At 44.2% G+C, this 16,291-nt stretch carries 14 protein-coding genes; 9 read left to right on the top strand and 5 right to left on the bottom strand.

The genetic code is table 11. The features are described 5' to 3' along the window. Window positions 1-201: 201 nt before the first annotated feature. From dinG to xthA, 5 genes are all read left to right on the top strand, one after another. A complete protein-coding gene (gene dinG / locus A8140_RS05470) occupies window positions 202-2,277 on the top strand; it encodes an ATP-dependent DNA helicase DinG (protein ID WP_005534027.1) in 2,076 nt (691 codons plus the stop codon). A 14-nt stretch (window positions 2,278-2,291) separates the two neighbouring features. Next, window positions 2,292-3,077: a sulfite exporter TauE/SafE family protein gene (locus tag A8140_RS05465; protein ID WP_005534026.1), complete on the top strand. Its 786-nt coding sequence runs from the start codon at window positions 2,292-2,294 to the stop codon at window positions 3,075-3,077. After that, the gene (locus A8140_RS05460; RefSeq protein ID WP_005534025.1) at window positions 3,074-3,619 is read left to right on the top strand and encodes a primosomal replication protein; all 546 of its coding nucleotides are present in this window, start codon (window positions 3,074-3,076) and stop codon (window positions 3,617-3,619) included. Before A8140_RS05465 ends, A8140_RS05460 begins: the two co-directional genes overlap by 4 nt. After that, a complete protein-coding gene (gene rsmS, locus A8140_RS05455; RefSeq protein WP_005431885.1) occupies window positions 3,619-3,783 on the top strand; it encodes a pleiotropic regulatory protein RsmS in 165 nt (54 codons plus the stop codon). The genes A8140_RS05460 and rsmS overlap by 1 nt, the downstream gene beginning before the upstream one ends. Before the next feature lie 119 nt (window positions 3,784-3,902). Then, window positions 3,903-4,709, top strand: coding sequence for an exodeoxyribonuclease III (gene xthA / locus A8140_RS05450; RefSeq protein WP_005534024.1), 807 nt, complete (start codon window positions 3,903-3,905; stop codon window positions 4,707-4,709). Between the two features lie 79 nt (window positions 4,710-4,788). On the opposite strand, the gene A8140_RS05445 is transcribed toward xthA, so the two are convergent. The 5 genes from A8140_RS05445 to A8140_RS05420 form a co-directional block, all read right to left on the bottom strand. Next, a complete protein-coding gene (locus tag A8140_RS05445; RefSeq protein WP_005534023.1) occupies window positions 4,789-5,466 on the bottom strand; it encodes an ABC transporter permease in 678 nt (225 codons plus the stop codon). A 3-nt stretch (window positions 5,467-5,469) separates the two neighbouring features. After that, window positions 5,470-6,210: an ABC transporter permease gene (locus tag A8140_RS05440; protein ID WP_005534021.1), complete on the bottom strand. Its 741-nt coding sequence runs from the start codon at window positions 6,208-6,210 to the stop codon at window positions 5,470-5,472. An 81-nt stretch (window positions 6,211-6,291) separates the two neighbouring features. Then, window positions 6,292-7,062 carry an ABC transporter substrate-binding protein gene (locus A8140_RS05435; RefSeq protein ID WP_005430696.1) on the bottom strand — a complete coding sequence of 257 codons (771 nt, stop codon included), beginning with the start codon at window positions 7,060-7,062 and terminating at the stop codon, window positions 6,292-6,294. An 80-nt stretch (window positions 7,063-7,142) separates the two neighbouring features. Continuing rightward, window positions 7,143-7,913 (bottom strand): ABC transporter ATP-binding protein, encoded by a 771-nt coding sequence (locus A8140_RS05430; RefSeq protein ID WP_005446708.1) that lies wholly within the window; start codon window positions 7,911-7,913, stop codon window positions 7,143-7,145. Window positions 7,914-8,171: 258 nt separating this feature from the next. Then, window positions 8,172-9,647, bottom strand: coding sequence for a hypothetical protein (locus tag A8140_RS05420; protein ID WP_005534018.1), 1,476 nt, complete (start codon window positions 9,645-9,647; stop codon window positions 8,172-8,174). Window positions 9,648-10,100: 453 nt separating this feature from the next. Between A8140_RS05420 and A8140_RS05415 the strand changes: the two genes are divergently transcribed. From A8140_RS05415 to pflA, 4 genes are all read left to right on the top strand, one after another. Then, on the top strand, window positions 10,101-11,648 hold the full coding sequence (locus A8140_RS05415; RefSeq protein ID WP_005534017.1) for a DUF3360 family protein: 1,548 nt from the start codon (window positions 10,101-10,103) through the stop codon (window positions 11,646-11,648). Between the two features lie 306 nt (window positions 11,649-11,954). Continuing rightward, complete coding sequence (pflB, locus tag A8140_RS05410) at window positions 11,955-14,231, top strand: formate C-acetyltransferase (RefSeq protein WP_005534015.1); 2,277 nt, start codon at window positions 11,955-11,957, stop codon at window positions 14,229-14,231. A 152-nt stretch (window positions 14,232-14,383) separates the two neighbouring features. Further along, entirely contained in the window at window positions 14,384-15,361 is a 978-nt protein-coding gene (locus tag A8140_RS05405; protein ID WP_005534014.1) for a lipid A deacylase LpxR family protein, read from the top strand. Window positions 15,362-15,505: 144 nt separating this feature from the next. Continuing rightward, entirely contained in the window at window positions 15,506-16,246 is a 741-nt protein-coding gene (gene pflA, locus A8140_RS05400; protein WP_005534013.1) for a pyruvate formate lyase 1-activating protein, read from the top strand. Window positions 16,247-16,291 lie beyond the last annotated feature (45 nt).

The raw sequence follows: 16,291 nt of genomic DNA, 5'->3' as shown, positions 1-16,291 counted from the left end.
AGAAAACAGAATATCTAACTACATCAATGGCATTTTTGAAGCTTTATATTTTTCAAATAATGAAATTATTTTCATTTAGTTTGAGTTCAATATTTTTTTGTGAACAAGATCTACATTCCGCACAAAAGCATTCCATTTTGTGAACTACTGTCGAACCAGTGATGTGTGCTACTATGCGCCTCCAACTCACTTGAGGCCCGTATGCTAACCAGTAACATCCAAAAATCGATTCGAACCAGTTATCAGAACTTGCAAGCTCAACTGGATAACTTTGTTCCGAGACGAGCACAAAACTACCTCGTCGCTGAGATCGCAAAAACGCTATGCGGGCAATACCACAAATCAAATCGAATGCTGGTAGCCGAGGCAGGAACCGGTATCGGTAAGTCACTCTCCTATTTAATGGCGGCGATTCCTGTCGCGGTTTACAACAACCGCAAAGTAGTGATTTCAACTGCGACAGTGGCCTTGCAAGAGCAATTGGTGAATAAAGACCTCCCTCTTTTCCGCCGAATTACGGATCGAGAGTTTTCTTTTATTATTGCTAAAGGGCGTCAACGCTATTGCTGCGCAGAAAAGCTTGCTACAGCCAGTGGTGTGGATGGTGGCCAGCTCGCAATGTTTGAGACCAAGCCTAAGAAAAAAGACATCGAACTCCTAGAGACCATGTATCGTTCTCTTGCTCAAGGTAAGTGGGATGGCGACCGTGACTCTTGGCCAAAACCAATAGATGATCGTCTATGGCAGCTTATTGTGAGTGATAAGCACAGTTGCAATAACAGCTTACCAGCCCATCGAAACTGCCCTTTTCAGAAAGCTCGCTCAGAGTTAGACAAGAATGATGTCATCATTGCGAATCACTCATTGGTTATGGCGGATGCCGATTTAGGTGGCGGAGTCATTCTCCCAGAACCTGAAAACACGATTTACGTATTTGATGAAGCTCATCACCTGCCTCATGTTGCGCGAGACCATGCTTCTGCTTCAGCAAGCTTGAAAGGGGCTGCGGCATGGCTAGAAAAGCTCAACCAATCCATCACTAAGTTTTCTTCATTAACCGATGAAAAACGTGTTGGCCGATTCCGTAATGATCTACAAGAGTCGGTACAGGAACTGATCCCTGCGTTAAACCAATTAACCAAGCAGTTTGACCCTGCTCAGTTTGAAGAGAACGTTTATCGTTTTGAACATGGCGAACTGCCAACTTGGTTAGAAAACCAGTCTAAAGATCTAAAACAACTGAGTAAGAAAGCGAATCAAAGTGTAGCTAAGATCGCCGATTTGATTGCTGAACGCGTTAAAGATGGTGAATTATCGTCAAGATTAGCCGAGCCTGCTTTAGCTGAATTAGGCTTTTACATTCAGCGCTTGGAAAACCTAGCGCAAGTATGGAACCTAATGGCAGAGCCTACTCGTGACAAAGGTGCCCCTTTGGCCCGATGGCTAGAAAAACATCCAGACCGAGAAGGAGATTACATTGTTAGTGTTTCTCCACTAGAGATTGGCTGGCAACTCGATCAACAAATCTGGAACCGCTGTATTGGTGCAGTCCTCGTATCTGCGACAATGCGAGCTCTGAACTCGTTCAACTATTTCTGTCACCAAGTTGGTGTTGATGCAAAACCTGAGTCTGGCACTCAGTTCTTAGCGTTGGCTTCTCCGTTCGACTATCAAAACCAAGCCGAGCTTTTGATTCCAGCAATGAGGTACGAGCCTCAAGCGCCGCAATTTACCGAATATCTTATTGAAATTTTGCCTAAGTATTTAGAAGACAACAAAGCAAACTTAGTATTATTCTCCTCTTATTGGCAAATGAACCAAGTGGCGGATGCGTTAAGTTCAGACTTCATAAAACGAGGCTGGGCACTACAAGTTCAAGGCGAAAGTTCACGCGCAGAAACTCTAAAAAAACATAAAAAGCTCGTAGATCAGCAGAAAACTAGCATTCTTTTCGGTACAGGAAGCTTCTCAGAAGGCCTTGATTTACCGGGTGAACTACTAGAAAACCTCATCATCACTAAGATTCCATTTGGAGTCCCTACTTCTCCGGTAGAACAGGCTCACTCGGAATACATAGAGAAGAAAGGAGGAAACCCGTTTATGCAGATCACCGTTCCTGATGCGAGCAAAAAGCTGATTCAAAGTGTCGGTCGTTTACTGCGCAAAGAACGCGATTCTGGTAGAGTGACTATCCTTGATAGACGTTTAGTAACAAAACGCTACGGGCAAGCGTTAATTGACTCGCTTCCGCCGTTTAAACGCAAGATCGAATATTAGAAGAATAATTATTTATGGAAATGATTGAGCCAACCATGCTGTTGGTCTTGGCGCTAGTCGCTTTTGTTGCTGGATTTATTGATGCTGTAGCTGGTGGAGGAGGCATGCTTACTGTCCCCGCTTTGCTGTCGCTAGGACTTCCGCCACATATTGCATTAGGAACCAACAAACTAGCTGCATCTTTTGCTTCTTCCACTGCCGCCTTTACTTATTATAGAAAGCGCTTGTTCAAACCACAGTGCTGGGGAAGAGCGTTTGTATCAACCCTCATTGGCGCGACATTAGGAACGCTGTTTGTTGATGCTATTAGTACAGAATGGTTAGAGAAGGTTTTACCTCTTATTATTCTTGCGGCCGCCATGTACACCGTATTCCACAAAACACCGCAATCAACACATCAGAGCCCAACACCAGAGCCGTGCCCTATGTTAAATAAAAAACAGTATGCACAGGGGTTTACGATTGGCTTTTATGATGGTCTAGCAGGCCCTGGTACCGGTGCTTTTTGGACAGTAAGCTCGATGGCACTTTATCGATTGAACATTTTGCTTGCGTCAGGCCTAGCAAAAGCAATGAACTTCACCAGCAACTTTACTTCTCTCATCACTTTTGCTGTTTTAGGTCATATCAACTGGGTGCTAGGCTTAACCATGGGAGTCTGTTTAATGGCTGGCGCTTTTGTTGGCGCACATTCCGCTATTCGGTTTGGCTCCAAATTCATTCGCCCAGTGTTTGTCACTGTGGTGAGTGTGTTGGCGATAAAACTTGCCTATGACGCGTGGTTTGTGGGATTAACATGAACATTAAACAGCTTTCTGAAAACTTAAATCAGATGTCTAACCAAGCAGCCATGCTTGATCGCCAACGCGGCGAGCATCATGTTCCACTCTTTGATGAGCGCTTGTTTCATTGCCGTTCTCGTTTGCTTACGCCATGTGTTAAAGAGGCAAATGCAACACTGGATGCTATTATCCGCGAGCAAAATGAAGGAAAGCTCACAGCCCTTCGAGCTGAGTACTTAACAGAGCGTCTGGTAGCACAAATCACCGCGATTCAACGTGAGATTTCCACGACTAAGATTCGTAAAGGTGAAATCAAGCACAGCAGCCACTTCCGAAAACCCATCAATGTGATGTATCAAGAATTGGCACAGCATCAAGAGTGGGCTCGCCGTTTACGCGAAATGGTATTAGAGAAGCAAAGAGCGGTCGAAATGGCACCAAGCTTTGCTAGAGCAGAGGCTCAGAAAGTCTTGCTCGCCACCGAACAACGACTAGAACGTTGCGAAGCAGCCCTGCTTAAATTAGAGAACCAAATTACTCATAGGGAAAAGAACCAGTAATGTCAGAACAGCCAAAATCTCCTCTCGACGACGCGCCAGCAGAGATCAAACTCGCGGTTGATTTAATTTACCTGCTCGAAACCAACGAGATAGATCCTGAGACTGCACTCAAAGCGCTAAAGATCGTGCAAAATGATCTGGAAAACAAACTTAAAGCACAGTAGTAACTTGCTATTTGGCCTTGTCTCACTAGTCTCCCTCCCCCCTTGCATGAGAACCATTTGCACCTTCCCGTTGCAATGGTAACATCATACGCAAACACGCCCCTTGAGAAGGATAAAAAATGAAAGTAATTAGCTTTAACATCAATGGACTTCGTGCGCGTCTGCATCAACTCCAAGCGCTTATCGACAAACACCAACCAGACGTGATTGGTCTTCAAGAAATCAAGGTACACGATGAGGCATTCCCTATCGAAGACGTCGAGGCGATGGGCTACAAAGTTTACTTTCACGGTCAAAAAGCCCACTACGGTGTGGCAATGCTATGCAAACAAGAACCGATCAGCGTTCAAAAAGGTTTCCCAACCGACAATGAAGAACATCAGAAACGCATGATCATGGTGACGTTTGAAGATGAGAATGGTGAGAAGGTAACGGTTCTAAATGGTTACTTCCCTCAAGGTGACAATATTGCTCATGAAACCAAATACCCATATAAGCGTCAGTTTTACAAGGACTTGATGACTTACCTGAATGATCACCATACAAACGATGAACAGCTGATCGTCATGGGCGACATTAACATCAGCCCAATTGATTCAGATATCGGCATTGGCGAACCAAACCGTAAGCGTTGGTTGAAGACAGGGAAATGTTCATTCCAACCGGAAGAGCGTGAATGGTTGAAAACCTTATTAGATTGGGGCTTCGAAGATACTTTCCGTAACCTACACCCAGAAGTCAATGACCGTTTCTCATGGTTTGATTATCGCTCTCGCGGTTTCGATGATAATCGAGGCCTGCGTATCGACGTTATTCTGGCGACTCCATCGTTGGCGAAAAAGTGTGTTGAATCAGATATCGATTATGAACTACGTGGTATTGAAAAGCCTTCTGACCACGCCCCGATCTGGTCTACTTTCCAATAGCCAAATCACTTTCCAAAAAACCAAAAGAGCGCCAATCGGCGCTCTTTTTCTTTTCATTCACTATTTTGCTGGTGACGATTTAGCTCAGTGGCCTTAGGTATGCCAAGAAGCGCTTCTCTGCCATTTTAAAACACCACAAAATAATGAAAGTCAATGCCATATAGAACAGCCCCGCTGTTAGGAATGACTCAAATGGTGCGTAGTATCGAGAGTTCACCAAACGAGCAGCCCCTGTCAGATCCATAATGGTAATAATACCCGCGACCGCACTACCATGAAGCATGAAGATAACTTCATTGGAGTAAGCTGGTAATGCACGACGCAAAGCACTTGGCAAAATAATGCGGCGATAAGTCATAAACTTGCTCATACCGTATGCTTTAGCGGCTTCCACTTCACCTTTAGGCAAACCATTAATTGCCCCACGAATAATTTCCGCCGTATAGGCTGATGTATTCAGTACAAAAGCCACCAGCGCACAAAACCACGCGTTTTCCCAAAGTGTATCTTTCACCGGGAAAAACTGGTCCATACCGTAATAGATGAGGTAGAGCTGCACAAGCAATGGAGTCCCACGGAAAAAGTAAATAAATGCCCATGACGGCAAACTTAATGCGTAATTCGTGCTGTTACGCGCGATAGCTAAGGGAATTGATACACATAGACCAATCACCAGCGCTAACGCAACAAGCCATACTGTTGTCCACAGCCCATCAAGGTAGACCGGGAAACTTTCAACGATCAATGAAAAATCCATGGTTTACCTCGCGTGAATACTGAATTTTCGTTCCACCAGCTTAAGCAAACCGGTCGAAACACTGGTAAAGAACAAGAAAATGATCGCAACCGCCATATAAAAAGTGAATGGCATTTTGGTTGTACCCGCCGCCAACGAGCTCATGCGTACCATATCTTCCAAACCAATGATGGATACTAATGCCGTCGTTTTCAGTAGGACCAACCAGTTGTTACCAAAGCCAGGTAAGGCATGTCGAATCATTTGAGGTAATAAGATTCTGCGAAACGACATTACCGGGCTCATGCCATAAGCTTTTGCCGCCTCTAATTCGCCTTTGTCTACGGCCATGATCGCACCACGGAACGTCTCAGCCATGTAAGCACCAAAGATAAATCCAATGGTCAGCACGCCTGCAATAAAAGGGCTGACGTCAATATAATCAGGCAAGTAAGAAGTCCACTCATGGTTAGGGTCACTTGCAGTAAACCACTCGTTGAGTGTCTCATTGATCGAATAAAGACTGTTGTTTAATAGAATTTGACCACCGAAAAAGATCAGCATCATCAAAACAAGGTCTGGAATGCCACGAATAATGGTGGTGTAAAGTGTCGCTATGGCTCTCGCCCACTTGTAAGGCGCCAGTTTTGCTAACGCACCGAGCATACCGAGAACCATGGCTAAAAGAAGTGAAAGTACAGCGACTTCTATGGTTACTAGAGCCCCTTTTAAGATCGAGGCTTCATATCCTTGTAGATCCAGCATAGGTGAGTTCCTAATCCCTAAACTCAAAAGATCGACCGTTAGCTACTTCTAGGAACAAGCCAACGGTCGCTTAGTTACAGCTTACTCGCCGTAAACATCGTAGTTGAAGTATTTACCTGCGATTTCTTGGTAAACACCTTTTTCACGTAGTGACAAGATAGCCGCATCTAGCTTCTTAGTTAGGTCTTTGTCTTGCTTACGAACGGCAATACCAAAGCCGTCACCGAACCATTTAGGATCCGTTAGAGAAGGACCAACAAATTCGTACGCTTCACCACCCGCTTTGTTTAATACACCTTCTTCAAGTGCTGATGCATCACCAAGTACTGCTGCGACACGACCGTTAGCAAGATCAAGGTAGGCTTCATCAAATGAACCGTAACGTACGATTTCAACTTTATCGCCGTAGTTATCTGTTAGGTACTTATCATGAGTGGTTGCACGTTGAACGGCAATTTTTTGACCGTCAAGGTTATCAAAGTCTAGGTTTGCGCCTTTCTTAGCGATGAATTTGTTTGGAATCAGTGCGTATTTCCCTGTGAAGTCAACTTTCTTCTTACGCTCTTCAGTGATCGACATTGCAGCAATAATTGCATCGTATTTACGAGCAAGTAGAGAAGGAATAATACCATCCCAGTCTTGAGCAACGATCTGACACTTCACTTTCATCTCTTCACAAAGTGCGTTCGCCATATCCACGTCGAAGCCTTTTAAAGAGCCATCCGTTTCTGTCCAGCTAAACGGAGGGTAAGCGCCTTCAATACCAAAGCGAACGGTTTTCCATTCTTTCGCTTGGGCGACACCAGACACTGCTGTTGCAGCAAGCGTTGCTGCTAATAACCACTTTTTCATTTCCATACTCCTGTGATTGCTTTTATTTGGTTTTGATTATTGTGCTTAATAGGTGGCAAAAGACTGCCACCCAAGAAATATTAGTAGATAGATGAGATAAATTGCTGTAAACGTTCTGAATCTGGGTTTGTAAATAGCTTAGCTGGATCTCCCTGTTCTTCCACTAAGCCTTGATGTAGAAACATCACATGGTTAGATACGTCACGCGCAAATGCCATTTCATGGGTAACGACCAACATCGTTCGCCCTTCATCTGCCAAATCTCGCATTACTCCTAACACCTCACCAACCAACTCAGGATCGAGTGCAGAGGTTGGCTCATCGAACAGCATCACTTCTGGATCGACAGCAAGAGCACGAGCAATAGCCGCCCGCTGCTGCTGACCACCTGAAAGGTGTCCTGGGTAGTAGTCTTTTCGTTCGTACAGCCCTACTTTTTTCAGAAGCAGCTCTGCATTTTCTATCGCTTGCGCTTTAGGTACGCCAAGTACATGCACCGGCGCTTCAATCACATTTTCTAGAACCGTTAAGTGTGACCAAAGGTTAAAGCCCTGAAACACCATGGCTAAGCGTGAACGAATACGTTGAACTTGTTTCTCATTGGCTGGAACGGACTCTCCTGCTCGGTTATTTTTCATCTGGATAAGCTCACCGTTTACCCAAATCTCACCAGCAGTAGGCGTTTCAAGAAGGTTAATACATCTTAGGAAAGTACTCTTACCGGAACCGGAAGAACCAATGATGGAGATAACATCCCCTTTATGAGCGGCAAGTGAAATGCCTTTAAGGACTTCATTCTGTCCAAATGTTTTGTGCAGGTCTTTTATATCTAGCGCTGGTACATCATTCATTGCGCCTTACTCCCTGTGTTTTAGTCACTGCAATAAGGGACTCCGCCCTCTTTGAATTGGAACAAACTATCACCACCAACTGCAAGTTGCAACAAATTATTAACCTAAATAACTCGAATAGATAGATACAACAATCAAATTAATATGCAATATTTAGCTAAATATTCTTTAAATGTTGAATAACTGACATAAAAAAGCCCCTCAGTAGAGGGGCTAGTTAAGATACAAAAGTGTTAATTAAATCTTGCTTTGCTAATGCTAGTTAAAACGCGTTACAACAAGAGAGTTAGAAGTGCGAAGTGTTACTTCACTTGCCATCCCGTCTTTTTCTGACGTTAAAATGCCATCAAGATCGGCTTCTAATTCAGGTTCGGAAGCTTCACCGTTAGAGAAGAAGCTCATGAACATTTTTGAGTCAATATCACTGTTGTCATCGAGAATGATAGCTGCACGGTTAAAATTATCTGTTTCCGAGACCTTCAAGCCGCTTACCGCTAAAGATGGGAAGTTGTAGTAGTCCAGCTCAGGTACTACCACATAGTCACTATTGCTCTTAGTAAAAATACGATGAGTTACTTTGTAATCTCCTGAAGCAGCAAAATAGGCCGTGCGAACAAAACCTTCTGTAGAGTTAGTAAGCCCCATGTTGATATCAATTACCGACTCTCGTCCGCTCTGAGATACCACACTAGGTTTGGCATTTGACAAGTCTTTGATATTTAGAAACATACTTGGGTCAGCATCAATATCCCAGCTAGAATCAATAGTGCCAGTTAGTAATGAATCCCAACCATTTGTCGCATTCTCAGAAACGGCTAAGTAAACCCACTCTTCTTTGTTGGCTTCACTAGGTCGACGGTATTCGTTTGCAGAATTACCTAATTCCAAAGCATTGTATAAATAATCATTTGCCACAAAGCCAATGTTCAAAGAGTCGTATTTATAGCCAGATGATGAATAAATACTAGAAACAACGTCCGTCGTAACTAGATCAATATCACCGGAGCCCCAAGAGCCAATACCATATTGATATAGCGACTTGTTATCAGAGCCAGACTCATATTGGAATAATGCGGTAGGCTCCCCATTGAAACCTAACAATTCTTCGTCTGAAGTCATATCGCTATTTGGAGATACTAAAACGTCTTTTTGTGATACGAAATGATAATCGCCCCCACCAGATACCGCGTTACGGTATGAAAGGTTTTTGAACGTTTTATCCGATACGTTACCACCCGTAAAGCATGTATTCAGTGACTCTCGGTTCAATGCAAAAGTAGCGCTGCGTAACTCTTTGTCTTCCAAAAACTCACGAGAGAAAGAATTTACACGAACTTCTCTCCCGTTGAATTCAAGAGCTTGAATGGTGATGTAACCACCTTCCGGAATATCTTGCAGAACAAATTTAAAGTTATCACTTGTCGGTTTAATGATTTCTCCAACCATCTTGCCATTAGCATCAGAGTAATAACCAATCACGTTATTCGTTACTTGAGCTTTTGATGCCTGGCTGTAAGTCAAGACGATTGCATCACCATTTGAATCCGTATCTCGGTCATAAACGGTACAGCTTTTTGCTTTAGCGTCGCTTTCAGACATCATTGCCGGAATCGCAAAGTCAAATGTAAAAGTCGTACGAGGGGCTGTGCCACCACCGCCACCACCGCCGCCACCGCAACCGACCATTAATCCCGAAATAATTGCCACTAGCGGCAGTACTTTAAGCTGTTTCATGTCTTCTTCCTAAACTGAGCGGCAATGATTAGCCAAAAAATCGTCTCTGCTCGGTATTAAGCAAGAATGAAGCCAGCTTTTTGTTCCACCTATGAATGGCATCAATACGTTCAATTGAGCATTATTTCTGCAAAACAAAGTCTAATTTTATGCAACTTGTGTAATCTAATTACACACTAAATCACCAGCTTGTTCGCATGCCAGACACTTTCTGTAGTTTTCTTTCACATCTATTCTTAAAGTGATCTAAATCAATCACCCCAAAGGGCTATCTTGTTAGACTCCGCGTCAATGATGAGGAATTTTTTGTGCCTCAACACAACGAGTTATTAGCTATGCTTAGGCACGTAGTATTCGTGTGACAAAATCTAATAATAGCTAGCATAGGAAGTGCCGCAGGAGGCGGAAAACACACAATTTAGAATTCATAACTTTTAAATATATGAGGAATCTATGTCAGACGCAGTGAATAAAGCGCACTCTGATTCGGATATTGAGACTAAAAGCTACCGCGAGCTTCACCGTCCATCATCTGAGTTCGCAAGCCGTTCAGACTACCTAGACCACGAACTACAAATCATGAAGCCACGTCGTTTTGGCTTAAACTTGCCAGGTCGTGACTTCCGCTTTGAGCTTGAAGACCTTATTCCAGCACTTGCTGGTACTATCGGTATTATCGCGATGTACTCTGCGGTAATGATGTCTTGGGCTGAAGGTCTTACTGCAGCATGGGACCACGTAAACTTAGGCAAAGATTTTGCAATCGAAGTTGCACGTGTAGAAATGCTTATCCCTGCACTCCTTTTCTGTGTACTTGCTTCTGGTTTTATTAACCCTAAAGCCAACCTTGCAGGTAACCACGGTCCAATGATCCCTCTTATTGGTACCATCGCTCTTGCTGGTGCTCACCCTCTTGCATTGGCAATTCTAATCGGTGTATTTGGTCTTCTACTTAGTGCCTTGAAAGGCGGCTCCAAGCTAGTAAACCTCACCTCAGAAGGTACAGCCGGCGGCTTGCTTATTTTCCTGGGCTTAACGGGTACCATGAGCCAAATCACTTCGATTCAAGAATGGGCGGTTGGTCTACAATCTTCTAATGTTGAAGCGGGCAGCATGGGTTATGTTGGTCTGATCGTCCTAGCAGTGACTATCGCGCTCTACGCATTCCTTGCAAAAGTAAACAAGCGTTGGCTAGCAATCCCAGTGTGTGCTTTCACTGGCCTTGCAATCGCTTTAGTACTAGGCGCAGGTTTCGACATTAAATTCGTTACTGAAACAGGTCTTCCTAACCTAAATCCAGTTTACTGGTGGGGCAGCACTGAAGAAGGTTGGATGCTAGGTCTTCCTAATATGGAACACTTCATCGCATCACTACCGTTTGCAATCCTTGCTGTAGCGATGTGGTCTCCTGACTTCCTAGGTCACCGTATCTTCCAAGAACTGAACTACCCTAAAAAGACTGAAAAAGTACTGATGGACGTTGATGACACTATGACAATGTGTTCTATCCGCCAAATGGTAGGTACAGCAGTAGGTGGTGGTAACATCACTTCATCTTGGGGTACTTACATGATCCCAGCAGCGATCGCGAAACGCCCTATCCCTGGCGGTGCTATCCTTCTTGGTCTTCTAGTAATGATCATCGCAATCCTTGGTTTCCCAATGGATATCGCGGTATGGCCACCAGTAATGCGTGTTGCTCTTCTTGTAGGTGTATCTCTACCTCTACTTGAAGCAGGTATGCAAATGGTGAAAGACTCAAAAGATTCTCAAGCAGCAGGTATCTGTATCTTTGGTTCAGCAGTTGTTAACCCAGTTCTTGCTTGGGCACTTACGATGCTTCTAGACAACAACGGTCTAATTGGTAATAAAGAGCGTGCAGCCCGCCTGTCATTTGTAGACAAGATTGTGATCCCTGTAGGTGTACTTGTTATCTGTTTGGTCGCTATGCTTGCAGTAGGTATGCTAGAGGGACAATACGGCATTAAAGCTTGGCTATAATGACATTCGTTCAAAAATTGTGTGGGTAGCGCTCGTCGCTACCCAATTTTTATCGAGTTTTTTTAGTATTTATTGATTTAGTTTAAGGTTTACAGAATTTTTTTAGTTTAGCCTTGAATTGTGGTTGGGAAAAAACCACATTGTTAGCAGTGACAAGATTTATAGTTTTATGACTCACATTTTCTTATTTAAGACTATACATATTGTTATTCATTAAGAGTGTACTGTTCTCCATCTAACAGTGGAGATAGCTGGCTCAACGGCGAACCAGTACGTATTTTTTTCTACTACAAAGGTAGGTATGTCATGGCAGAGCAATTTGCTAAAGCTTGGGAAGGTTTTGCTGCAGGCGACTGGCAAAACGAAGTAAACGTTCGTGATTTCATTCAGAAGAACTACACTCCGTACGAAGGCGACGAATCTTTCCTAGTTTCTGAAGGTACTGAAGCGACTAACAAGCTTTGGGCTAAGGTAATGGAAGGTATCAAACAAGAGAACGCGACTCACGCTCCTGTTGATTTCGATACTTCAGTTATCTCTACCATCACTGCTCACGATGCAGGCTACATCGAAAAAGACCTAGAAACTATCGTTGGTCTACAAACTGAAGCTCCTCTTAAGCGTGCAATCATCCCTAACGGTGGTATCCGTATGGTTGAGGGTTCTTGCAAAGCTTACGATCGCGAGCTTGATCCACAAGTTAAGAAAATCTTCACAGAGTACCGCAAAACGCACAACGCTGGCGTATTCGATATCTACACTCCAGATATCCTAGCATGTCGTAAATCAGGCGTTCTAACTGGTCTTCCAGATGCTTACGGCCGTGGTCGTATCATCGGTGACTACCGTCGTGTTGCTCTATACGGTATCGACCGTCTAATGAAAGACAAGCTAGCTCAATTCAAGTCTCTACAAGAGCGTTTTGAGAACGGTGAAGATCTACAAATGACTATGCAGCTTCGCGAAGAGATCGCTGAGCAGCACCGTGCACTTGGCCAAATGAAAGTTATGGCTGAGAAATACGGCTGTGACATCTCTCGTCCAGCTGAAACTGCACAAGAAGCAATCCAATGGACTTACTTCGGTTACCTAGCAGCTGTTAAATCTCAAAACGGCGCAGCTATGTCTCTAGGTCGTACTTCTACTTTCCTAGATATCTACATCGAGCGTGATATCGCTGAAGGTAAGATCACTGAAGTTGACGCACAGGAAATGATCGACCACTTCGTAATGAAACTACGTATGGTTCGTTTCCTACGTACTCCTGAGTACGATGACCTATTCTCTGGCGACCCAATCTGGGCAACAGAGTCTATGGGTGGTATGGGTCTTGACGGTCGTACGCTAGTTACGCGTTCAAACTTCCGTTTCCTAAACTCTCTATACACAATGGGTCCTTCTCCAGAGCCAAACATCACTGTTCTTTGGTCTGAGCAACTACCTGAAGGCTTCAAGAAGTTCTGTGCGAAAGTATCTATCGATACTTCATCAATCCAGTACGAGAACGATGACCTAATGCGTCCAGACTTCGAGTCTGATGACTACGCAATCGCATGTTGTGTATCTCCAATGATCGTTGGTAAACACATGCAGTTTTTCGGCGCTCGCGCTAACCTAGCTAAGACTCTTCTATACGTTATCAACGGCGGTGTGGATGAGAAACTGAAGATCCAAGTTGGTCCTCAAATGCCTAAGATCACTGACGAAGTTCTAGACTTCGACGATGTATGGGGCAAACTAGACCACTTCATGGATTGGCTAGCTAAGCAGTACGTGACTGCACTAAATAGCATCCACTTCATGCACGACAAGTACAGCTACGAAGCTGCACTAATGGCGCTACATGACCGTGACGTTCGTCGTACTATGGCTTGTGGTATCGCTGGTCTATCTGTTGCAGCTGACTCACTATCTGCAATCAAATACGCGCAAGTTAAACCAGTTCGTGACGAAGATGGCGTAGCAATCGACTTCGAAATCGAAGGCGACTACCCTAAATTCGGTAACAACGATGCTCGCGTAGATGACATCGCTTGTGAACTTGTTGAAGTATTCATGAACAAGATTCGTCAGCTTAAGACTTACCGTGACGCAATCCCTACTCAGTCTATCCTAACTATCACTTCAAACGTGGTATACGGTAAGAAGACTGGTAACACGCCTGACGGTCGTCGCGCAGGTGCTCCTTTCGCACCAGGTGCTAACCCAATGCACGGCCGTGACGAAAAAGGTGCTGTAGCGTCTCTAACGTCTGTAGGTAAACTACCGTTTGCTCACGCTAAAGATGGTATCTCTTACACGTTCTCTATCGTACCTAACGCTCTAGGTAAAGATGAAGGTTCACAACGCGCTAACCTAGCTGGTCTAATGGATGGTTACTTCCACCACGAGTCTGGCATTGAAGGCGGTCAACACCTTAACGTGAACGTACTTAACCGCGAAACTCTAGAAGACGCTGTTAAGCACCCAGAGAAATACCCTCAGCTAACAATCCGTGTATCTGGTTACGCTGTACGCTTCAACTCTCTAACTGCAGAGCAACAAGCTGACGTAATCGCACGTACATTCACCGAGTCTCTATAAGATCAGCTGAATTAACACCCTGATTGATAGAATAAAGGCCGATGCTGTAAAGCATCGGCCTTTTTTTGTTTCTTGAACTAAAGTTGTGACATTACGAAAGATTTTGTCTGTGATCTTCCGTATGATGCGCAAAAAGCTTGCAAACATAATATATGAAACTTAGTAAATTAATCGTCCTTGCTCTGCTGTCTCCAGCAGCTATTGCATCCACCAAGTCCACAGTCTCTTTCACTTTAGATAACGATGGTATCTTCGGCGTCGACCAAGATTACACCAACGGTATTTTCCTTTCTTACGCGACAGAAAAACTGCGTGAAGACGCAGAGTGGAATTGGTTCACACTTAATGACAACAGCCAAAGTAACGTAGACAAGATTGAAATCGTACTTGGTCACAAGATGTACACACCAAGTGACATTGAAGCCGACTACCCGCTTGTTAACGATCGCCCTTACGCAGGCTACCTTCATACCGAAATCAACTATATCTCACTGACTGCAGATAAAGCCGTTCGCTATAACTTCACTATCGGTGCAACAGGTGAAAGCTCGTTGTCAGAGAAAGCACAGGAAATCGTGCACGGTATTACTGGCTCAACCGACCCGCAAGGTTGGGAATACCAGATTGATGATGAAATCGCATTCAGCGTAGGTTACCGCGCATTCAATAAGTTGATGCGCAGCGAAGGTGAAAGCACACAGTGGGAAATCACCAATGTAAACGACATTAATGCGGGTAACTTCCGTAGTGATTTTTCACAAGGTGTGATGTTCCGTTGGGGTACAAACCTAGCAAACAGCATCGGTGCGGCAAACATCAGTGTTGAAAGCCCATTCCACGCAAGTATGCTGGCTAAAAGCACCTCTAGTTGGTTCTTGTTTACCGGATTCGAAGGTCGTTACCGCTTTAATGACATCACCATCGAAGGCGATCGCTCTGGTATTCCTGAGCCATCAGATCAATACGATGTTACGCTACAAAACTGGCAAGCGAGTGCCGTCGCAGGTGCCACTTGGTACAACCAAAACTACGGCGCGAGTTTAACCTTTACCGTCAAAACACCAGACTATAAAGAAGCTCAAACCGAAGTTTACGGTACTGGTTCCCTCTCTTTATTCGCATTCTTCTAAAGAAAAACCTTTATACGGCGTGTGAGTTTTCATTCGCCGTTTTCTTTGCTCATTATCTCGCCAACGAAAGTCCTGTTAGACTGTTTTAACCCTACAATTTGTAATAAAATAACAGTCAGAATTTATTAAAAATGAGAGCAAAAGATGTCAACAACTGGTCGTATTCACTCGTTTGAGTCATGTGGTACCGTAGACGGACCTGGTATTCGTTTTATCGTCTTCTTGCAAGGTTGCTTAATGCGCTGTAAGTATTGCCATAACCGCGATACATGGGACACGCATGATGGCAAAGAAGTGACGGTTGAAGAGATTATTGCAGAAGCAAAAACCTACCGTCACTTCATGAATGCATCAGGTGGTGGCATTACGTGTTCTGGTGGCGAAGCAATGCTTCAGCCGGAATTTGTACGTGACTTCTTCCGCGCTGCTCAAGCTGAAGGCATTCATACCTGCCTAGATACTAACGGTTACATCCGTAAACACACTGATGTCATCGACGAAGTATTGGATGCGACAGACCTTGTTATGCTTGACCTTAAACACATGAAAGACGAGATCCACCAAGAGTTCATCGGTGTCTCTAACCGTCGTGTTTTAGACTTTGCTCGTTACCTACATAAGATTGGTCAAAAGACTTGGATTCGTTATGTTGTAGTCCCTGGCTACACTGACGAGCCAGAAGCAGCGCACATGCTGGGTGAGTTCATCAAAGATATGGACAACATCGAAAAGGTAGAGCTTCTGCCATACCACAAACTTGGTGCGCACAAATGGGAAGCGCTTGGTGTTGAATATCCGCTTGATGGCGTCAACCCACCATCAAAAGAAACAATGGATGAAATCCAGTCAATTCTTTCCCAATACAACTCAAATGTGAAATACTAAGCGAATTAGGTTATTGAATAGATTAAAAATACCAGCAGCTTGCTG

The organism is Vibrio campbellii CAIM 519 = NBRC 15631 = ATCC 25920 (genome assembly GCF_002163755.1).
GTDB lineage: Bacteria > Pseudomonadota > Gammaproteobacteria > Enterobacterales > Vibrionaceae > Vibrio > Vibrio campbellii.
Note: the sequence above shows the minus strand (reverse complement) of the source record. Positions and strands in the feature narration are given on the sequence as shown.